Here is a 20,175-nt window from a genome sequence, read left to right as displayed (position 1 = left end):
CGACCGTGTCCGTCCCCGCAACCGACCCCGCCGCCCTGGACGAGGTCCCCGCCCCCGCCACGGCCGGCCGGGCCAGACTCCGCTTCCTGCGCGGCGGGAAGACCCGCACCGGGCTGCTGATCCTCGCGTTCTTCGCCCTCATCGCCGTCATCGGGCCCTGGATCGCCCCGTACGACCCCGACGCGATGAGCGACCAGCTGCTCCAGCCGCCCTCCGCCGAGCACTGGTTCGGCACCACCCACACCGGTCAGGACGTGCTCTCCCAGATCCTGGTCGGCACCCGGGGCGTGCTCATGGTCGGTTTCATCGCCGGGTTCCTGGCCACGGTGCTGTCCGTACTCATCGGGGTCAGCGCCGGCTTCCTCGGCGGAGCCGCCGACGAGATCCTCTCGATGTTCTCGAACGTCTTCCTGGTCATCCCCGGACTGCCGCTGATCATCATCATCGCCAGCTTCGTCGAGGACACCACGGACCTGGTGATCGCCACCGTCATCGCCCTCACCTCCTGGGCCTGGGGCTCACGGGTCCTGCGCGCCCAGACCCTGTCCCTCAGGCGCCGCGACTACGTGGAGGCGGCACGCGCCACCGGCGAGTCGACCTGGCGGATCATCATCTTCGAGGTGATGCCGAACCTCACCGCCGTCATCGCGTCCGGCTTCGTCGGCACCGTCATCTTCGCGATCCTCTCGGAGATCACCCTCGCCTTCATCGGCGTCGCCGACATCTCGCACTGGAACTGGGGCACCGTCCTCTTCTGGGCCCAGTCCAACCAGGCACTGGCCCAGGGAGCATGGTGGTGGTTCGTCCCCGCCGGCCTGTGCATCGCCCTCCTGGGCACCGCCCTGGCGCTGATCAACTTCGGCATCGACGAGTTCGTCAACCCGAGGCTGCGCACCGCGAGCGGCACCTCGCGGAAGGTCCGGATGCGGGTCGGCTTCACCCCCGTGGCCCGTACGGGCACGCCCACGCCGTCCGGAGCCCCCGGCACGCGCAGCAAGGAGCAGTCCGAATGACCGGCGAGCCGATCCTCACCATCAGCGGTCTGAACGTCGACTACGGCACCGGCACGAGCGGTGTCCACGCACTGCGGGACATCGACCTCACCCTGCACCGGGGCGAAGTCCTCGGCCTGGCGGGCGAGTCGGGTTCGGGCAAGTCCACACTGGCCTACGCGGTCACCCGGCTGCTCTCCCCGCCCGGGGTGATCACCGGTGGCGACGTCCACTACCACCGGCCCGGCGCCGAACCCGTCGACATCCTCTCGCTCACCCCGGAGGAGCTGCGCGCCTTTCGCTGGCAGGAGCTGTCCATCGTGTTCCAGGGAGCTATGAACTCCCTCAACCCGGTGCACACCGTCCACAGCCAGCTCACCGACGTACTGAGGGCGCACCGCCCCGACATGCGCAGGGCCGGGCGGACGGCACGCGCCGAGGAACTGCTCAACCTGGTCGGCATCTCCGCCGACCGGCTCGCCGCCTACCCGCACCAGCTCTCCGGCGGGATGCGCCAGCGCGTGATGATCGCGATGGCGCTCGCGCTGGAGCCCGAGATCGTCATCATGGACGAACCCACCACCGCTCTCGACGTGGTGATGCAGCGTCAGATTCTGCGCAAGCTCGTCGAGCTCAGGGAGCGGCTCTCCTTCTCGGTCGTGTTCATCACCCACGACATCTCCCTGCTGATCGAGTTCTCCGACCGGATCGCGATCATGTACGGCGGCCGGATCGTGGAGCAGGCGGGCGCCGCCGAGATCTACGCCGACCCCCGGCACCCCTACAGCGACGGCCTGCTGCACTCGTTCCCCGCACTGCACGGCCCCCGGCGTGAGCTCACCGGCATCCCCGGCTCACCCCCGCACCTGTCGGCGATGCCCGCCGGCTGCGCCTTCCACCCCCGCTGCGGCAAGGCCTTCGAGCCCTGCTCCCAGCGGGTCCCGGCCCTCGCCGCACCGGTCGCCGGCCAGGGCCGCGAGGTCGCCTGCTGGCTGCACCACTGACCGGCCACCGGTCCCTCATCACACCCGACAGCACACAGGAGTTACGGAGACCCATGAACCTCGTCACGCCCCGCAGCAGCCTGCAGCCCGCCGCCGTCCAGGGACTCCCTGCCGACTTCCGCTGGGGCGTCGCGACCTCCTCGTACCAGATCGAGGGCGCCGCCTCGGAGGACGGCCGGACGCCGTCGATCTGGGACACCTTCTGCCGTGTGCCCGGTGCCGTGCACCACGCCGAGCACGGCGACGTCGCGTGCGACCACTACCACCGGATGCCCGAGGACGTGGAGCTGATCGCGGGCCTCGGCGTCGACACGTACCGCTTCTCGCTCGCCTGGCCGCGCATCCAGCCGGGCGGCCGGGGCCCCGCCAACGCCAAGGGCCTCGACTTCTACAAGCGGCTGGCCGACGAGCTCCGGGGGCGGGGCATCACCCCCTGGGTCACCCTCTACCACTGGGACCTGCCGCAGGAGCTGGAGGACGCGGGCGGCTGGCCGGCCCGTGACACCGCCCTGCGGTTCGCGGAGTACGCCATGCTCGCCTACGAGGCGCTGGGCGACCGGGTCGAGCACTGGACGACCCTCAACGAGCCGTGGTGCTCGGCGATGCTCGGCTACGCCTACGGCGCGCACGCCCCGGGCCGCACCGACATGGGTGACGCCATGGGCGCGGTCCACCACCTGCTCCTGGGCCACGGGCTGGCCGCCCGGCAGATGCGGGAGGCGGCGGGGAGCGACCCGCTGGAACTCGGCATCACCCTCAACCTCGGCACCGCCACCCCGGAGACCGGCAGCGAGGCCGACCGGGAGGCCTGCCGCCGCGCCGACGGCATGGGCACCCGCCTCTACCTCGACCCGCTCGTCCACGGCCGCTACCCCGAGGACGTCGTCGAGGACCTCGCGGCCCAGGGCATCGAACTGCCCGTCCGGGAGGGCGACCTGGAGGCCATCGCGGCGCCCCTCGACGTCCTCGGCGTCAACTTCTACCGCGGTGCCCTGTTCTCCGGGGTGACCGAGGACGGTTCGCCGACCGACACCGACGGCCTCCCCGTCGTACGCGGCGTGGAACGCGACCTGCCCCGCACCGCCATGGACTGGGAGATCACCCCCACCGAGCTCACCGACCTGCTGCTGCGGCTCCAGCGCGACTACGCGCTGCCGACCGTGATCACGGAGAACGGGGCCGCGTTCGACGACACCGTCGCCGCCGACGGGTCCGTCCCCGACGCGGACCGCACCGCCTATCTCGCCGACCACATCGAGGCCGTGGCCGAGGCCCGCAGGCAGGGAGCCGACGTCCGCGGCTACTTCGCCTGGTCGCTGATGGACAACTTCGAGTGGGCCTACGGCTACGACAAGCGGTTCGGCATCGTCCGCGTCGACTACGACACGCAGCTGCGGACGCTCAAGGACAGCGCCAAGTGGTACCGCGACACGATCCAGCTCACCCGGAACGCCCGCACCGACTGACGTGCCGACCTGTCACCGGACCAGAGAAGAGCCGTAGATGCCAAGCATGCCGCACCACCGCTCACGTCACCGCGCGAGACCGGCCACGGCCGCACTCGCCGCCGCCACCGTCCTCGCCTCACTGCTCGCCGGGGCCGTCCCCAGCGCGGCGGCCGACGCAGAGGACCCCGCACCGGTCCTCGTCGACCGCTTCGAGGGCGAGGTGCCGTTCGGCAACCCGCCCGCCGACTCCCTGTTCACCTGGGGCGGCGACGCGGACGACCACCCCGCCCTGAAGTTCGAGGAGCGCGCCGACGCCCCCGAGGGCGACAAGGTGCTCCAGGGCACGTACGACATCAGCGCGTGGGGCGGGCTCAGCCACGAGTTCGCCGTCGACCAGCCCCCGAAGGACTGGACCGCGCACAAGGGCATCCGCTTCTGGTGGTACGGGCAGAACACAGCGCCCCTGCCGCCCGGTTCGGGCAAGCGGATCAACTTCGAGATCAAGGACGGCGGAGCCAACGGCGGCGCCTCCGAGCTGTGGACCACCTCCTTCACCGACGACTGGGAGGGCTGGCAGCAGGTCGAGATCCCCTTCGCGGACTTCGTCTACCGGGCCGACTACCAGCCCGTCGGCGGCATCGACCAGCTCCTCGGCCTGAACGAGATGTGGGGCTACGCCCTCACCCTCCCGACCGGCGCCCCCGGGTCCTTCGCGATGGACGCGGTCGAGCTGTACGGGAAGGCAGACCCGGCCCTGAAGTCGAGCGTCGTCGTCGACTCCGCCGTGCACACGGTCAAGGAGGGCGGCCGGGCCGACATCAGGATCTCCGTCGCCACCACCGGCTCGGTCCCCACCGAGGAGCCCGTCACGGTCGCCTACACGACCAAGGGCGGCACCGCCGAGGCCGGCAAGGACTACACCCCGGTCACCGGCACCCACACCTTCCCCGCGGGGACGGCGTCCGGCACCGCGCACACCGTCAACGTGGCCACCACGAAGGACAAGGGGGCCGAGTCCGCGGAGACGATCCCGCTGGAGCTCACGGTCACCGGTGCCAAGGCGCCCAAGGAGAACCCGCAGGTCGTCATCGACGCCCATGGGCTGCCCTACCAGAACGCGAAGCTCCCCGTGAAGAAGCGCGTCGCCGACCTGCTGGCGCGGATGTCCCCGGCGGAGAAGGCCGGCCAGATGACGCAGGCCGAGCGCAACGCGCTGAAGTCGCAGGGCGACATCGCCGCGTACGACCTCGGCTCCCTGCTCTCGGGCGGCGGCTCCGTGCCCACCCCCAACACGCCCGAGGCCTGGGCGAAGACGGTGGACGCCTACCAGCTGCGCGCGCAGGCCACCCGCTTCCAGATCCCGCTGATCTACGGCGTGGACGCGGTGCACGGCCACAACAACGTCATCGGGTCGACGATCATGCCGCACAACATCGGCATCGGCGCGGGCCGCGACCCGAAGCTCGCGGAGAGGACGGGCGCCGTCACCGCGAACGAGGTGCGCGCCACCGGCATCCCGTGGGACTTCGCCCCCTGCGTGTGCGTCACCCGCGACGAGCGCTGGGGCCGGTCCTACGAGGCGTACGGCGAGGACCCCGCCCTGGTCGAGGCCATGGAGACGGTCATCACCGGCATGCAGGGCAGCCCGTCGGGCAAGGACCTCGCCCGCAACGACAAGGTGCTGGCCAGCGCCAAGCACTTCGTCGGCGACGGCGGCACGGAGTTCGGCTCCTCCACCACCGGCTCCTACACCATCGACCAGGGCGTCACGAAGGTCACCCGGCAGGAACTCGAAGCCGTCCACCTCGCGCCGTTCACCGAATCCGTGAAGCGGGGCGTCGGCACGGTCATGCCGTCCTACTCCTCGCTGGACATCCTCGGCGACGACGCCGGCCCGGTGAAGATGCACGCCAACGCCGAGATGATCAACGGCGTGCTCAAGGACCGGATGGGCTTCGAGGGCTTCGTCATCAGCGACTGGCAGGCCATCGACCAGATCCCCGGTGACTACGCCAGCGACGTCCGCACCTCGGTCAACGCCGGACTGGACATGATCATGGTCCCGACCGCGTACCAGGACTTCACGACGACGCTCCGGGCGGAGGTCGCCGCGGGCCGGATCAGCCAGGCCCGCATCGACGACGCCGTCGCGCGGATCCTCACCCAGAAGTTCCGCCTCGGCCTCTTCGAGAAGCCGTACGCCGACACCTCGAACCTCGGGAAGGTCGGCTCGGCCGAGCACCGCGCGGTCGCCCGTGAGGCGGCGGCCAAGTCCCAGGTCCTCCTGAAGAACGACGGCTCGGTCCTCCCGCTGAAGCCTTCGCAGAAGGTCTACGTCGCCGGCTCCAACGCCGACGACCTCGGCAACCAGGCCGGCGGCTGGACCATCAGCTGGCAGGGCGCCTCCGGTGCCACCACCACGGGCACGACGATCCTGAAGGGCATCGAGAAGAACACCTCGTCCGCGACCTTCTCCGAGGACGCCTCCGCCCCGACCGAGGGATACGACGCCGGAGTCGTGGTCGTCGGCGAGAAGCCGTACGCCGAGGGCATCGGAGACGTCGGCAACGGTCACGACCTGGAGCTCACCGATGCCGACAAGGCGGCCGTCGACACGGTCTGCGCCGCGATGAAGTGCGCGGTCCTCGTCGTCTCCGGCCGTCCCCAGCTCGTCGGCGACCGCCTCGGCGACATCGACGCCCTGGTCGCCTCCTGGCTGCCGGGGACCGAGGGCGACGGCGTCGCCGACGTCCTCTACGGGAAGCGGGCCTTCACCGGGCAGCTCCCGGTGACCTGGCCGAAGTCCGAGTCGCAGCTGCCGATCAACGTCGGCGACGCGACGTACGACCCGCAGTTCCCCTACGGCTGGGGACTGACCACCCTGCGCAAGGCCCCCTCCGGCGGCGAGGCCACGCTCACCGCTCTCGCCGTCGCCGCGCAGCTCGCCGAGCGGGCGGGCCTCGGAAGGACCGCGGCGGGCAAGGAGATCGTGGACCGGGCCAGGCTCCTGGTCCAGCAGCGGACCGGCGGAAAGCTGACCGCGGCGGTGTCCGAGCCGTTCGCCGAGGCCGACCATCTGCTGCTCACCGGTGATCTGACCGGCGCCGTGGCGAAGCTGCGCACGGCGTACCGCGCCGTGTAAATGCGGAAACGGAACCCGGGCGGGCGACGCATCCGTCGCCCGTTCGGGTTACTTTCGGAGTATGCGGAATAGGCTGTTCGCACCCCTGTGGGCCTGCCTGCTGCTGATACTCTCGGCGGCCGTGCTGGCGATGACACCCGCTGCCCAGGCCGCCCCCTCCACGATCGACGACGCGGCGAGCGCCCTGCGCCAGGGCCCCGTGTACGTCGACCCGGCGGCCGCCGGCCAGCTCTCGGCGTCCCAGGAGGCCGCCCTGGAGAAGAAGATCAAGGACGCCGACAAACCGGTCTTCGTGGCCGTGCTCCCCGCGACGTCCCAGTACCCGCCGGAGAACCTCCTGCAGAACCTGCGCACCGACACCGGTGTCACCGGCGTCTACGCGGTACGCCTCGGCGACGGCTTCGACGCGGGCGCCGACCCGCAGGTGATGCCGGTCCGGGCCGTCGACAACCTCGTCACCGCCGTCAAGGCACCCGGCACGGACACGAACGCCGTGACCCAGCTCAACGCCTTCGTCGACCGGGCCGTCGACCAGGCCAAGGGCAGCGCCCCGGCCTCCTGGTCCGGCGGCAGCGGCGGCGACGGCTCCGCGAGCGGGGCCCCGGTGACCGGTCTGGTCGTCCTCGGAGGCCTGGTCCTCCTGGGCGGAGGCACCGCGTTCGCGGTCGCCCGCCGCAACAGGAAGCGCAAGGACGAGGAGGAGCAGGCCGCCCTGGAGAAGCTCCGGATCGTCGTCGACGAGGACATCACCGCGTACGGCGAGACCCTGGACCGGCTGGACTTCCATCCCGGTGAGAAGGGCGCCGACGACGCCATGCGCATCGACTACGAGCGGGCGCTCGACTCCTACGAGAACGCCAAATCGCGCATGGGCGACGCCCGCCACCCTTCCGACGTGCGCGGGGTCACCAAGGCCCTGGAGGACGGCCGGTTCTCCCTCGCCGTCCTGGAGGCCCGCCGCAAGGGCCGCGCGCTGCCGGCGCGCCGCCCGCCCTGCTTCTTCGACCCGCGCCACGGCCCCTCGGTGGCGGACGTCCGGTGGACGCCGTCCGGCGGGGCGGCCCGCGAGGTCCCCGTCTGCGGCGCCGACGAGGTCCGGCTGCGCGAGGGCGAGGACCCCATGAGCCGCACGGTCGACGTCGGCGACGGGCGACGACGCCCCTACTGGGAGGCGGGCCCTGCGTACGGCCCCTGGGCCGGCGGCTACTTCGGCGGCGGCCTGCTCCCCGGCCTGCTCGTCGGCACCATGCTCGGCTCGATGCTCTCCACCCCGGCGTACGCGGCGGAGTACGGCGGCGGGGACTTCGGCGGGGGCGGAGGCGGCGACTGGGGCGGCGGTGACGTCTCCGGTTCCGACTTCGACTCCTCCGGCTTCGGCGGAGGCGGGTTCGGCGACGGCGGAGGCTTCGGCGGCGGTGGCTTCGGTGGCGGCGGCGACTTCGGCGGCGGCGGCTTCTGAGGAGGCGCTACCGGGCCTTGCCCGCCGGGCTCTCCCACGTCTTCGGGGCCCACATGCCCGAGCGCTTCAGGGACGCCGGGCAGTGCAGGTAGATCTCGTCGATGTCCACCACCAGCGCGAGGTCGGGGCGCCGGCCCTTCACCGTCATCTCGTCGAAGACGGGGGCGTCGGTGAGGACGCGGGCCCGCCCGTTGATCCGCAGGACGGTCATCGCGCCGGGTATCAGGTACAGCAGGCCGACGTGCGGGTTGACCAGGATGTTGTGGAAGCTGTCACCGCGGCGGTTGCCCGGCAGATCGGGCATCACGAGGGTCCGGGAGTCCAGGACCCGGGTGAAGCCCGGCTCACCGCCGCGCGGGGAGGTGTCGCAGTTGCCGTCGGCGTCGGACGTCGAGACCGCACAGAACGGGGCGCGGGCCAGCAGGTCGAGGTCGTCCTCGGTGAGCTCGTCGTGGACCTTGTCGATCACGAGGGGCCAGGGCGTGCCGAGGATCTCCCGCAGCTGCTCCGCGTCCCGCAGTGGCACCGCCCCGGCCAGGGGGGCACCGGCGGGGGAGGACGCGTCGGCGGGGGCTGCCACGGGCGCGGCGTTCGACAAGGGGTTCTCCGAACCTTGCGGGGGCACTGCAGCGGATCGCTGACCTGGCGCTGTTAGGCTAACCTTACTTATCCTCGCGGGTGCGCCCCGTCCCGGGGGTGACGAGCAAGGGTGAGGAACAGTGCACGACCGCATGTCGCCGCCCCGGGTGCACCGGCTGTGAGCGGCCCGGTTCTCCAGGGAACGAAGGAACCGACGACCAGGACGTCAGAGCGGCGCCGCGCGCGCAGCCGACCCGTGCTCGCCCTCGGACTGCTCGCCGCCGTGGCCGTCCTGCTGCTGACGGTGCTGGCGAGCCTCGCCGTCGGCTCGGGGGACGTGGCCCTCGCCGACGTGCTGGACGGCGTGTTCCACCCCGACCTCGGGGTCAAGGGCCAGCTCATCGTCCAGGAGGTGCGCATCCCGCGCACCGTGGCCGGACTGCTGGCCGGTGCGGCACTCGGCCTCGCGGGCACGGTGATGCAGGGCGTTGCCCGTAATCCGCTCGCCGACCCCCAGCTGCTCGGCGTCAACGCGGGCGCCTCGGTCGCCGTCGTGTGCTCGATCAGCTTCTTCGGTTTCACGGTCGTCACCCAGTACATCTGGTTCGGCTTCCTCGGCGCGCTGCTGGCCGCCCTCCTCGTGTACGGTGTCGGCTCGCTCGGCCGTGAGGGCGCCACCCCGGTGAAGCTCGCGCTGGCCGGCGCGGCGACGAGCGCCGTGCTCACGTCCGTGACCAGCGCGGTCCTCCTCCAGGACCGCGAGAGCTACGACCGCTTCCGCTTCTGGCAGCTCGGCACGCTCACCGCCCGGGACGCGGACGTGCTGTGGCAGGTGTCCCCGTTCGTCGTGGCCGGAGCGGTCCTCGCGCTGCTGCTCGGCCCGCAGCTCAACGCCCTGTCCCTCGGCGACGACCTGGCCCGCGGCCTCGGCCAGCGGGTGGGCCTGGCCCGGCTGGTCTCGGCGCTCGCCGTGGTGCTGCTGTGCGGCGCGGCGACCGTCGTGGCGGGCCCGATCGGCTTCGTCGGCCTCGCCGTCCCGCACGCGGCGCGGCTCATCACGGGCCCCGACTACCGCTGGGTGCTCCCGTACAGCATGGTGCTCGCCCCGGTCATGCTGCTCGTCGCCGACATCGTCGGCCGGGTCGTCGCCCCGCCCGGCGAGGTGCAGGTAGGTGTGGTCACCGCCGCGATCGGCTGCGTCCCCTTCATCTGGCTCGTCCGGCGCAGGAAGCAGGTGGAGCTGTGACCGGCACCCGCCTCGGGGAGACCCCCGACGCCCGCCTCGCGGACGCCGTGCGCACGGTGGCACGGGTCCGCGACAGGGGGCGACGGCGCTCCGTGGTGGTGGTGGCCGGTCTGCTGGCCGCCGTGGTGGCCGTGTTCGCCGTCTCGCTCAGCGTCGGCGACATGGTGTTGCCGCTCGGCACGGTGGTGGAGACCCTGTTCGGGGGCGGCGACGGCGGTTCCCGGTTCGTCGTGCTGGAACTGCGCCTGCCCCGCGCCCTCCTGGCGGTCCTCGTCGGCGTCGGCTTCGGGCTCTCCGGGGCCGTGTTCCAGTCCCTGCTGCGCAACCCGCTCGCCAGCCCCGACATCATCGGGATCAGCGCCGGGGCGAGCGCGGTCGCGGTCACCGCGTCGCTGCTCTTCCAGGTCAGCGGCCTCGCCCTGTCCGGGAGCGCGCTGAGCGGGTCGATGGCCGCCGGTGCGGCGATCTATCTGCTCGCCTGGCGTCAGGGCGTCGCCGGCCAGCGTCTCGTCCTGATCGGTGTCGGCTTCGGCACCGGACTGAGCAGCGTGGTCTGGTACGTCATGGCGCGTTCCGACACCACCGACGCGCAGGAGGCGTACCTCTGGCTGACGGGCACCCTCAACGGACGTTCCTGGGGTCAGGTGTGGCCGCTGCTGACCGCCCTCGCCGTGCTCGTGCCGCTCACCGCCCTCGCCGCCCGCGCACTGGGCCCGCTCCGGCTCGGGGACGACGCGGCCGCCGGTCTCGGCGCGCGGGTGGAGCGCGACCGGCTGGCGCTGCTCGGCTGCGCGACCGCGCTCGCGGGTGTGGCGACCGCGGCGGCGGGGCCCGTCGGCTTCGTGGCGTTCGTCGCCGGTCCGATCGCCCGCCGGCTGGTCCCGGGCAGGGGGGCCGCCCTGCCGCACGCGGCGCTGACCGGTGCCCTGATCGTCCTGGTCGCCGACCTAGGTGCCCAGCACCTGCTGCCGTCGGTCCAGCTGCCGGTGGGTGTCGTGACCAGCATCATCGGCGCGCCCTACCTGCTGCTGCTCCTGGCGCGCGCCAACCGCGGGGGCAGCGGTGGCTGACCCGCGGACATCCGAGACCACGCGAGACGACAGACAACAGGGAAGGCGGGGCCGCGCCGTGGCCGAGCACACTCTCCGGGCCCAGGGCGTCCGCCTCGGCTACGGCTACCGGGAGATCGTCTCCGGCCTGGACATGACCGTCCCGCCGGGGCGGATCACCGTCATCGTGGGCCCGAACGCCTGCGGGAAGTCGACGCTGCTGCGGGCTATGGCGCGGCTGCTCGCGCCCTCGGAGGGCGCGGTGCTGCTGGACGGCCGGAGCATCCAGGACATGCCGACGAAGGAGGTCGCCGCAGTGCTCGGCATCCTTCCGCAGAGCCCGTCCGCCCCGGAGGGCATCACGGTCTCCGACCTCGTGGGACGCGGCCGTTACCCGCACCAGGGCTGGTTCCGGCGCTGGGCCGCCGAGGACGACGAGGCGGTCGCCCGGGCGCTGCTCTCCACCGGCACCCTGGACCTCGCCGACCGTCCGGTGGACGAACTCTCGGGCGGGCAGCGCCAGCGGGTGTGGATCGCGATGGCGCTCTCGCAGCGCACGGACATCCTGCTGCTGGACGAGCCGACCACCTTCCTGGACGCCAGCCACCAGCTGGACGTCCTGGACCTGCTCACCGACCTGAACCACGAGCACGGGGTCACCATGGTGGCGGTGCTCCACGACCTGAACCTGGCCTGCCGTTACGCAGACCACATGATCGCCATGAAGGACGGGCGGATCGTCGCCGAGGGCCGGCCCTCGGACATCGTGACGGAGTCGCTGGTCGGTGAGGTGTTCGGGATGCGCTGCTCGGTGATGGAGGACCCGGCGTCCGGCACGCCGATGGTGGTGCCGCTGGGCCGTCACCATGTGCGGGACGCGGCGGGCCACCCTGCTGTCCAATCTTAAATTAGGTTAGGCTAACCTAACGGGCATGAACGATTCCGCTCCACGTGTCCGCCGCACCCGTCGTACTCCGGTCCTGTTGGCCGGAGCCGTCGCGGCCCTTCTCGTCGGCCTGACCGCCTGCGGCTCCTCCGACGACACCGCCGCCTCCGGCTCCTCCGCCTCCGGCAAGGCGGCCGAGGGGGCCTTCCCCGCGAAGGTCGCGACGAAGTTCGGCGCGGTCACCGTCGACAAGGCCCCCAGCGCATCGTCGCGCTCGGCTGGGGCGACGCCGAGACGGTGCTCGCGCTCGGCGGGCAGCCCGTCGGGGCGAGCGACTGGCTGGCGTTCGGCGGCGAGGGCGTCGGTCCCTGGGCCGAGGGCAAGTACGACAAGAGCCCGCAGTTGATCGGCACGCTGGAGCCCGAGTACGAGAAGATCGCGGCGCTCCGGCCCGACCTCATCCTCGACACCAAGTCCAGCGGGGACCAGACGCGGTACGACACCCTGAGCAAGATCGCCCCGACCGTCGGTGTGCCCGAGGGCGGCGACCAGTACAAGCTCTCCTGGGAGAAGCAGACCGAGATGGTCGCCGCCGCCATGGGTGTTCCGGAGAAGGGCGAGAAGCTGATCGCCGGTACCGAGGCGAAGTTCGCCGACGCCGTGAAGGCACACCCCGAGTTCAAGGGCAGCACGATCACGCTCGGCTCCCGCACCTCCGAGGGCTACGGCGCCTACGTCTCCGGTACCGGCCGGGTCGACTTCGTCGAGCGCCTCGGCTTCGAGAACAACCCGGCCGTCGAGGCCAAGGCGGGCAAGGGCTTCTCGGTCCCCGTCTCCAAGGAGAACCTGGATCTCCTGGACGCCGACCTGACGGTCATGGCCCCCATCGGCATCCCGGCCGCCGGCATCAGCGACGACCCGCTGTACAAGGCGGTCCCCTCGGTGAAGGCAGGCCACTCCCTCGTCTTCGACGACAAGGACATCAGCACGGCGTTCGCCACCGACTCGGTGCTGTCCACCAGCTACGCACTGGAGAAGGTCGTACCGCTCTTCGCGGAGAAGATGAAGTAGCCGACGCGATCACATCCGCCCCGTGCCACCTGTTGGCACGGGGCGGTAGCCGGTGCCAGGCTTGGTCCGTGGACCGTGACCGGCTGGAGAAGCAGTTGCTGCACGGCCTGACCGTCGACACCAGCAGGCCGGAGCAGCCGATCCTGCTGGACGAGGACGGCAGGCCCATCAAGACCTGGCGCGAGAACTACCCGTACGACCGCAAGATCCGCCGCAAGGAGTACGAGCGGGTCAAGCGCATCCTGCAGATAGAGATGCTCAAGCTGCAGCGGTGGACGAAGGACACCGGCGCGCGCGTCGTGGTGGTCTGCGAGGGGCGTGACGCGGCCGGCAAGGGCGGCACCATCCAGCGTTTCACCGAGCGCCTCAACCCCCGTGGCGCCCGAATCGTAGCCCTGGACAAGCCCACGGACCGTGAGCGGGGCCAGTGGTACTTCCAGCGCTACGTCGCCCACCTCCCGGCGCCCGGTGAGCTCGTCTTCTTCGACCGTTCCTGGTACAACCGGGCCGGAGTCGAACGTGTCATGGGCTTCTGCACCCCGCCCGAGTACGAACTCTTCCTCAGGCAGTGCCCGGACTTCGAGCGGATGCTCGTGGACGACGGGATCATCGTGGTGAAGTTCTGGTTCTCCGTCTCCCGCGCCGAACAGCGCACCCGTTTCGCCATCCGCCAGGTGGACCCGGTGCGCCAGTGGAAGCTCTCGCCCACGGACATCGACTCGCTCGACCGCTGGGACGACTACACCACGGCGAAGATCCACATGTTCCGTGCCACCGACACGGGTTACGCGCCGTGGACCGTCGTGAAGAGCAACGACAAGCGCAGGGCCCGTCTCGAAGCGATGCGCAGCCTCCTCGCACGCGTCGACTACGCCGCGAAGGACGCCGAGGCCGTCGGCGAACCGGACCGCCTCATCGTCGGCGCCGCCGCCACCCTGCTGGAACCGGGCGAGGAGGACACCGCCCTCTCGCCCACCCGCTTCGCCTCGAACCCCGGCGGGCCGGGGGAGCACCCGTAGGCCCGTCCCGCCCGGTCAGCCGTGTGCGGCGGTGACGTCCCCGTTGACGCTGCCGAGCGTCATGGTGTGCCGCGCGCCCTCCGCGGCGGTGGGGACGGTGACCGAGGTCCGGCCGTTCCGTGTGGTGGCGGTGACGTCGTAGGACGGTGTGCCGGAGGGGAGTGCCACGCGCACCGAACCGTTCTCGGTCGTGGCGGTCAGGCGCGCCGGTGAGGTCGCGCTGCCCAGTGTGACGTCGCCGTTGACCGTCTCGGCCCGCAACGCCCCCGAACTCAGGCCGCTCGCGCGGACGGAGCCGTTGCGGGTGACGAGCCGGACGGTGGCGTCGTCCCCGCCTGACCGGGCGACCGTGACGTCACCGTTGACGGTCCTCAGGTCCATCTCCGCCGACAGGCCGGCCGCGTCGATGCCCGCGTTCCGTGCGGTGACCGTGACGGAGACGCCGCCGGGGACGTCGATCACCGGCATGCGGGGGCACCGCTCGTCGTGCTCCTCGCAGGACAGGTCGAGCACCCAGGCGTCCTCGCGGTGCGACCAGCGGCTCGAGACGCGCGGATCGACGACGGCCCGTCCGTCGTCGGACGGCCGCAGCCGCACACCGTCCTCGGTGGTGACCACCAGCCGCTGTCCGCGGGCCAACTCCGGTGGTTTCGGCCCGAGCCGTCCGTCGGGGTCCCCGCCGCCGCACGCCGCGACGAGGGGAGCGGCCATCAGCAGCGCGGCCAGGCGCCGTCCGTGGGTGAAGGTTCTGGAACTCATACCCGCTCGCCTTCCCGGAGCCGGGCCGTCCATGACCGGGCCCTCCGACGTCCTTTGCCGGGCGCGAGGCCGCACGTCTCCCGGGGCGAGCGGCTCACGGAGGGAACTTGCCCGCGCGGGGTTACCTGTAGCCCCGCCCGTCGAACCGGGGAGCGAACGGATTGGGGTCGTACTGGTAGTCGTCATCGTCGTAGAAGGCGGGCTCGGCGTAACTGGTGGGGACGCGCGTGCTGCGGCCGCTGTCCGTGACGAAGGGCACGGAGCCCGACGGGACACGGCTTCGGCCCCGCCGTCGCGGAGGTTCGAGGTCGATCGGGCCGGAACCGTAGACGACGTCGTCACCGAGGTCGATGGGGCGGCTGCCGGACGATCCGGCCGGCGCGACGCTCGGCCTGCGACGGCCGCGGCTGCGGCTGCGATGGCGGCTGCGCTCCCGCTCCGGCTCCCGCTCCGGAGGCAGCGCGGCGACGGAGCCCCGGCGCCTCCTGCGCGACCGCTTCTCCTCGTCCTCGGAGTCCGCCACATAGCTGGGGGCGACGCTGCTGCGGCGACGGTGGCCGCTGCTCTCGGGCTGCTGACTGCCGAAGTACTCGTCCTCGTCCTCCACCGCGGCGTAGTTGACCGGAGCACGGCCACGCGTGGACACGGGCGGCCTGCTCCGCCTGCGCCGGGGGGCGGGCGCCGGGGCCTCGCTCACACGGCTCTTGCTCTCGCTGCGGCTCTTGCTCTTGCCGCGCCGCCTGCTGCCCTCGGGGGCCTGGCTCCGGCTGCGGTACGACGGCCCCGCCTCCTCCTCGGGGCTGTTGCTGCGCCTGCTCCCCTCGAGCTTGCGCTCGAACACGTACTTCTTCTTACGGCTCGCGGCGGAGGCACCCTCGTCCTTCGTGGACTGCCGGTGGCTGTAACCGGCCTCCTCGAGCCCCTCGTCGTCGGAGTAGGCGCTGACCATCCTCGCGCTCTCCGGCACGGCCCTCCCGCTCTCCAGACCGTAGATGCTGTTGTGGGTCCCCGGCCTCGCGTACTGGCTCGGGTGGGGCGCGGTGATACTCACTCGCATGTCGTCGCGGCCGGTCCGCTCGGGGATCCGAGTGGTGTCCCTGATGAGCTTCTGGGTGGAGTAGCCGGGAGTTCCCCGCGGCACGCGCGGCATGTTGAAGTTCAGGAGGGGGTCCGGACCGAGATTGCTGAGGCGGTTGGCGGTCTCGGGCCGGCTGATGTCGAAACTGTTCAGGACGGGGACACCCTGACGCCGCAGAGCCTCGCGGTTCTGCGGGTAGTCCGCGTAGTCCGGCTCTTCCTCGTACGTGGTGACGGCGATCCTCTCCGCCGCCCGGGGATCCCTGCGCAGCCGCGCCCGTGCCCCTGACGCGTTGGCCTCGGACAGCAGGACCTCGTCCCGGTCCTGCAGATTGTCCTCGGGCGGCCGGACCTGACCCGGCGGGTGAAGGCCGCCCACCGTGGCCCGGGGGCCCAGGATCTCCGAGGGATACACCCTGATGCGTCCCTGCGGGGTGTCGAAGATCTCCCTGCCGTCCGACCCGGACCTGACGTACCTCCCGATGACCGGACCGTGACTGTCCTCGATCTCGAACTCGAGGCCCCGGTCCGCCTTGTGCATCTTCCAGCCGTTGCCGGACACCATGCGGGCCACCGTGACACGACCGCCGCTCCCCGCGGCCGTCCCCGGAGCGCCGGAGCCGGGGCCGGACAGGTCGGGCATGCCGCCCTGGGCCATCCTCCGGCCGTTCGCCGAGGCGCTGAGCTCGAAGGGATCGTCCTGGCTGGAGACCGCCACACCCGACCCGTTGTCCGTTCCCGCGACGGGCCCCATGGACTGCTGGCGCACGTGGTCGAGCTCGTGGAAGATCGTCTCGTCGTCCGCGCCCCGGGGGCCGACGACGATGTCATGGCCGGTGGTGTAGGCGCGGGCGCCGAACGCCGTCGCCGAGCGCTGCGCGGTCGGGTCGTCGTGCACCCGTACATGGCGGAAGGACATGCCGTAGCCCTGCTCCGCCTTCTCCATGACGCGCGCGTCCAGCGGACGGCCCGGCGAGCTGACGGCGTCGAGCACGGACGACGGCTGCGCGGAGGACCGCTCGACGACGGGCTGTTCGGCGGTCTCGTGGCCGCACGCGGCGCCGTGCTCGTGCCGTTCCTCCTCGACGGCGCGGGCCACGACCGCGTTTCCCGCCGCGCGCTGGAGAGCCAGGACGCGTTGCGCGAACGTGGGCGGCACGTCCGCGCGACGACCGCCGTCCCGGCCACGGGTCTGCTCGGCCTGTGCTCTGTACGCGCGCACGGTACTCCTCGCCACTCAACGCCTGATCAGGAATGGTCACTCGTCCCCCGCGGGCGGTGGGAGGCCCGGGAGGGCAGGATCCCGGGTGCGGGCGGGTGCGCGGAAGGGCCGCGAGGGCAACGCCCGCGGCCGGGCTGTTCCGGTCCGCCCGGTGGCCACGCCCCACACCTGCCCCCGGAGCGGGGCGGCCGTCAAGTGGCAGCGTCCGTAACGCTGTTGAGCGCGGCAGGAAGGTCTCCCCTGCGCCGTATGGAGAGCTTCCGGTAGGTGCTGGTCAGATGCGTCTCCACGGTACGCCGCGCCAGGTGCAGCAGTTCCGAGATCTCCGCGTTCGTCCGTCCGTCGGCGGCCAGCGTCGCGACGCGGCGTTCGCCGGCGGTCAGTGAGCCGTTGCCCGTGAGAGAGGTGTTCCTGCGACGGGCTCCGCTCGCGCGCAGGGCCAGCTCCGCGCGGCCCGACAGCCGTACCGCGCCCAGCCGTTCGGCCGCCGTCGCGGCCTCCCTGAGCAGTGGACGCGCGCTGCGGGACTGTCCGGCGGCCGTGAGCTGGAGCCCGTGGGTGATGAGCGCGGGAATCAGCTCGACGTCGAGCGACATGTCGCGCAGGACGGCGACGGCCTCGGCGGTCAGTTCGAGACCGCGTCGTCCGCCGGTGGCCGCGCCGAGGACGCGCAGGGCACGGCCCCGGACCCGGGGGGTGTCCCACACGGCGGCGTACCGGTTCTCCTCCTCGGCGAGGGCGAGGGCCTCCGGTGTCCGCCCCAGCAGGAGATGGCACTCGGCGGCGGCCGAGCGCCACGGTGTGACGACGGGGCTCCGCACGTCCCGGCCGGTCTGACGCCTGCCGCACTCCAGGAAGTCGGCCAGGGCGCCCGCCGGATCGCCCACGGACGCACGCAGCACACCACGCGCATGGAGGAACCGATTCTGCTCCCATCCGTCCTGCGCTTCGGCGACGTCGACACCGGCGACCAGCCGTTCGGCCTCGGCGGAACGGCCGCATTCGACGAGGGCGACGACACGGTGGGCCAGGAAACTGCTCGCACCGACGCGTGCCGAGCCGCCCGGCATCCGGAGCCTTCCTGCGGTCTCCTCCAGCACCCACCGGTGACGGCCGCGCGCGGCGGCGGTGTCCACCCGCGTGCTGAGCAGCGACCGGTGGACGGGGTGCAGCGCCGACACCCAGTGCTCGGTCAGCCCGCTCCTGACGAGGCGTTCGGCGTCGTCAGCAGAGTCCGCCCACTGCGCCACGGCGGCAGCCTCACCCAACAGATAGGGCACCAGAAGGGGATCCTCCGGGGCCGTCAGCAGCCGCCGGATCTGCCGCATGGCCGATTCGGCGGAAAGCAGCCCGGCCGTCGACTCGTACCGGATCAGCAGAGCACGCAGGGCCGGGCTGATCCACTCCGGGGAGCGCTCGGCACGCTCGCGCAGCCGGGTGTAGACGGCCCGCCGGATCTCCGGGTCGTGGTCCGAGAAGAAGGCCGAGGCCGTCTGGACCGTGCGGTCGAGGACGGGTTCCCCGTCCAGCGGGCCCAGCTCGCGCAGGACGTCGAGCGCGGCACGCGGCTCGCCCCGGTCGGCCAGGGCACTGCCCAGGGCGACGGCCGCCAGCACCCGGTCCCTGGGTGCCTGCCGAAGGCGCAGCGCCTCGGCCAGGCGGGGTATCCCTCCGCTCCGTAAGGTGGCGAACTCCAGTTCGCCCAGCTCCGTGAGCACAGCGGCCCGGCGCTCGGACGACAGCGGTTCGTCCAGCACGCGGCGCAGGTAGTGCGCGGCGGCGCCGGTCCTGCCGGCCCTGGACGCGTCGGCCGCCGCGTCCAGGAGGGCCTTGGCGACGCGCTCCGTACCACCGGGGGTGGTGCGCAGCAGATGTCCGGCCACCGCTTCGACCCCGTGGCCCCGGCGCTGGCGCAGCTCGGCCGCGCGGAGGTGCAGGGCCTGCCGGTGCGAGCGCGGCCAGCCGTCGAGGACCGCTCCGCGCAACAGGGGGTGTGCGAAGCGCGGGACGCCGCTGCCGGGGGCGCGGCGCAGCAGTCCGAGCCGGACCATCGCGGTCACCCAGCCGCCGACGCGGTCGGGGTCGGCGCGTGTGAGCTCGGAGAGGAAGTCGGTGAAGTCGTCGCCGGATTCGTGGCCCGGACCTTCGTGCCCGGCGGGTCCCGCCCCGGTGCCGGGCGCCCCGGGACCGTGGAGGGGCGCGTGTCCCTCCTCGTCGTACCGTGCCGAGTCCTCCAGTTCGGCGAGCGCGCGGGCCACCAGGGTGCTTCCGGTGCCCGCGCTCCTCAGCCACCACGAGACCGCCGCGACGAAGGCCCCCGGGTAGAGCTCGGCGCAGTTCTCGGGCAGCCCCGGCTCCGGGTCTGCTCCGTCTCCGGCGCCGGCCCTGCCGCCGTGCGGGAAGACCGTCCGCAGATCGTCGAGCAGCGCGCGCAGCAGCAGCGGGTTCCCGGCGCCCGCCCGCACGCAGCCGTCCACCCAGGTGTCGCCGGTGTCCGGGCCCAGGGTGCCGCGTACGAACTCCTCGGCGGCGCCACGGCTCAGCGGACCCACCGCGTGCACCCGCACCACCGCGGGCGGCAGGGAGAACGCGAGGCCCGGAGCCGCCGGGGCGATGTCGTACTGCCCGCGCTCGGTCACCACCATCAGGACCGGCATCCCGGTCAGCCGCCGGGCTCCCTCGGTCAGCCAGCGCAGCGAGGCCCGGTCGGCGAGGTGTACGTCGTCGACGGCGACCAGCAGGGGCGACCCGGCCGCGTACTCGCACAGCAACTGCCACAGGCGGGAAGCGTGACCGAGGTGGTGCGGGGTCTCCGGGGTGTCACCGAGGAAGCCGCCGATCTCGTGCGCCGGGTCGAGGAGCTGGGTGACGAGTGCGAGGGGGATGCCGGCGCTCTCGGCGGAGGCGTGGGCACGCAGGACCCGCATGCCGAGCTTCACGCCCAGCTCGGCGGCCGCCTCCAGCAGGGCGCTGCGGCCCGTACCGGTGGGCGCGCGGAGCAGGACCATCCGCCCGGACCCGGCCACGGCCCGCCGGGCCTCCGCGGCCAGCAGTTCCAGCGCGGACTCGCGTTCCAGCAGTCCGACGGAGCCGGGGCCCGGGCCCGCAGGGGGGCAGGGCGGTGGCTGACTCGCTAACGCCGTCATGAGGACCTGCCGCCGATCTCGTGGTCGGTCTCGTGGTGAGCCACGTTGTTCTCGTCCTGTCGGCGGAGGAAGGATG

At 72.4% G+C, this 20,175-nt stretch carries 13 protein-coding genes and 1 pseudogene; 10 read left to right on the top strand and 4 right to left on the bottom strand.

The window, feature by feature from the left end:
• Positions 1 to 5 precede the first annotated feature (5 nt).
• The 5 genes from P8A20_RS10470 (at position 6) to P8A20_RS10450 (ending at position 8,045) form a co-directional block, all read left to right on the top strand.
• Positions 6 to 1,013 (top strand): ABC transporter permease, encoded by a 1,008-nt coding sequence (locus tag P8A20_RS10470; RefSeq protein WP_306103387.1) that lies wholly within the window; start codon positions 6 to 8, stop codon positions 1,011 to 1,013.
• Positions 1,010 to 1,996: an ABC transporter ATP-binding protein gene (locus P8A20_RS10465; protein ID WP_147957997.1), complete on the top strand. Its 987-nt coding sequence runs from the start codon at positions 1,010 to 1,012 to the stop codon at positions 1,994 to 1,996. Before P8A20_RS10470 ends, P8A20_RS10465 begins: the two co-directional genes overlap by 4 nt.
• A 53-nt stretch (positions 1,997 to 2,049) precedes the next feature.
• Positions 2,050 to 3,462, top strand: coding sequence for a GH1 family beta-glucosidase (locus P8A20_RS10460; protein WP_306103386.1), 1,413 nt, complete (start codon positions 2,050 to 2,052; stop codon positions 3,460 to 3,462).
• Positions 3,463 to 3,499: 37 nt separating this feature from the next.
• On the top strand, positions 3,500 to 6,586 hold the full coding sequence (locus tag P8A20_RS10455; RefSeq protein ID WP_306103385.1) for a glycoside hydrolase family 3 N-terminal domain-containing protein: 3,087 nt from the start codon (positions 3,500 to 3,502) through the stop codon (positions 6,584 to 6,586).
• Between the two features lie 61 nt (positions 6,587 to 6,647).
• A complete protein-coding gene (locus P8A20_RS10450; protein WP_147957994.1) occupies positions 6,648 to 8,045 on the top strand; it encodes a hypothetical protein in 1,398 nt (465 codons plus the stop codon).
• Between the two features lie 7 nt (positions 8,046 to 8,052).
• Here P8A20_RS10450 and P8A20_RS10445 read toward each other — a convergent pair whose 3' ends face one another.
• Positions 8,053 to 8,643 carry an MSMEG_1061 family FMN-dependent PPOX-type flavoprotein gene (locus P8A20_RS10445; protein WP_147957993.1) on the bottom strand — a complete coding sequence of 197 codons (591 nt, stop codon included), beginning with the start codon at positions 8,641 to 8,643 and terminating at the stop codon, positions 8,053 to 8,055.
• 159 nt (positions 8,644 to 8,802) lie between these two features.
• Here P8A20_RS10445 and P8A20_RS10440 point away from each other — a divergent pair, with 159 nt between their 5' ends.
• From P8A20_RS10440 to ppk2, 5 genes and pseudogenes are all read left to right on the top strand, one after another.
• Complete coding sequence (locus P8A20_RS10440; protein WP_147957992.1) at positions 8,803 to 9,870, top strand: FecCD family ABC transporter permease; 1,068 nt, start codon at positions 8,803 to 8,805, stop codon at positions 9,868 to 9,870.
• Positions 9,867 to 10,940 carry a FecCD family ABC transporter permease gene (locus P8A20_RS10435; protein ID WP_306103384.1) on the top strand — a complete coding sequence of 358 codons (1,074 nt, stop codon included), beginning with the start codon at positions 9,867 to 9,869 and terminating at the stop codon, positions 10,938 to 10,940. Before P8A20_RS10440 ends, P8A20_RS10435 begins: the two co-directional genes overlap by 4 nt.
• 58 nt (positions 10,941 to 10,998) lie before the next feature.
• Positions 10,999 to 11,826, top strand: coding sequence for an ABC transporter ATP-binding protein (locus P8A20_RS10430; protein WP_306103383.1), 828 nt, complete (start codon positions 10,999 to 11,001; stop codon positions 11,824 to 11,826).
• Between the two features lie 25 nt (positions 11,827 to 11,851).
• Positions 11,852 to 12,876, top strand: a pseudogene (locus tag P8A20_RS10425) (iron-siderophore ABC transporter substrate-binding protein).
• A gap of 68 nt (positions 12,877 to 12,944) precedes the next feature.
• On the top strand, positions 12,945 to 13,895 hold the full coding sequence (gene ppk2 / locus P8A20_RS10420) for a polyphosphate kinase 2 (RefSeq protein WP_147957988.1): 951 nt from the start codon (positions 12,945 to 12,947) through the stop codon (positions 13,893 to 13,895).
• 15 nt (positions 13,896 to 13,910) lie between these two features.
• Here the strand turns inward: ppk2 and P8A20_RS10415 are convergent, their stop codons facing one another.
• From P8A20_RS10415 to P8A20_RS10405, 3 genes are all read right to left on the bottom strand, one after another.
• Positions 13,911 to 14,654 carry a DUF4097 family beta strand repeat-containing protein gene (locus tag P8A20_RS10415; protein WP_306103382.1) on the bottom strand — a complete coding sequence of 248 codons (744 nt, stop codon included), beginning with the start codon at positions 14,652 to 14,654 and terminating at the stop codon, positions 13,911 to 13,913.
• 121 nt (positions 14,655 to 14,775) lie between these two features.
• Positions 14,776 to 16,953, bottom strand: coding sequence for an eCIS core domain-containing protein (locus P8A20_RS10410; protein WP_306103381.1), 2,178 nt, complete (start codon positions 16,951 to 16,953; stop codon positions 14,776 to 14,778).
• 191 nt (positions 16,954 to 17,144) lie between these two features.
• Positions 17,145 to 20,099, bottom strand: coding sequence for a LuxR C-terminal-related transcriptional regulator (locus tag P8A20_RS10405; protein ID WP_306103380.1), 2,955 nt, complete (start codon positions 20,097 to 20,099; stop codon positions 17,145 to 17,147).
• Positions 20,100 to 20,175: the final 76 nt, after the last annotated feature.

It is taken from the genome of Streptomyces sp. Alt3, from assembly GCF_030719215.1.
In the GTDB taxonomy this organism is placed as follows: Bacteria; Actinomycetota; Actinomycetes; order Streptomycetales; family Streptomycetaceae; genus Streptomyces; species Streptomyces glycanivorans.
This window is presented reverse-complemented; position numbering and strand designations above follow the sequence as displayed.

Coding starts and splice junctions, on each gene's coding strand:
- P8A20_RS10460 (WP_306103386.1), top strand. CDS start 2,050: ATGAACCTCGTCACGCCCCGCAGCAGCCTGCAGCCCGCCGCCGTCCAG.
- P8A20_RS10450 (WP_147957994.1), top strand. CDS start 6,648: ATGCGGAATAGGCTGTTCGCACCCCTGTGGGCCTGCCTGCTGCTGATA.
- P8A20_RS10405 (WP_306103380.1), bottom strand. CDS start 20,099: ATGACGGCGTTAGCGAGTCAGCCACCGCCCTGCCCCCCTGCGGGCCCG.
- P8A20_RS10415 (WP_306103382.1), bottom strand. CDS start 14,654: ATGAGTTCCAGAACCTTCACCCACGGACGGCGCCTGGCCGCGCTGCTG.
- P8A20_RS10465 (WP_147957997.1), top strand. CDS start 1,010: ATGACCGGCGAGCCGATCCTCACCATCAGCGGTCTGAACGTCGACTAC.
- P8A20_RS10455 (WP_306103385.1), top strand. CDS start 3,500: ATGCCAAGCATGCCGCACCACCGCTCACGTCACCGCGCGAGACCGGCC.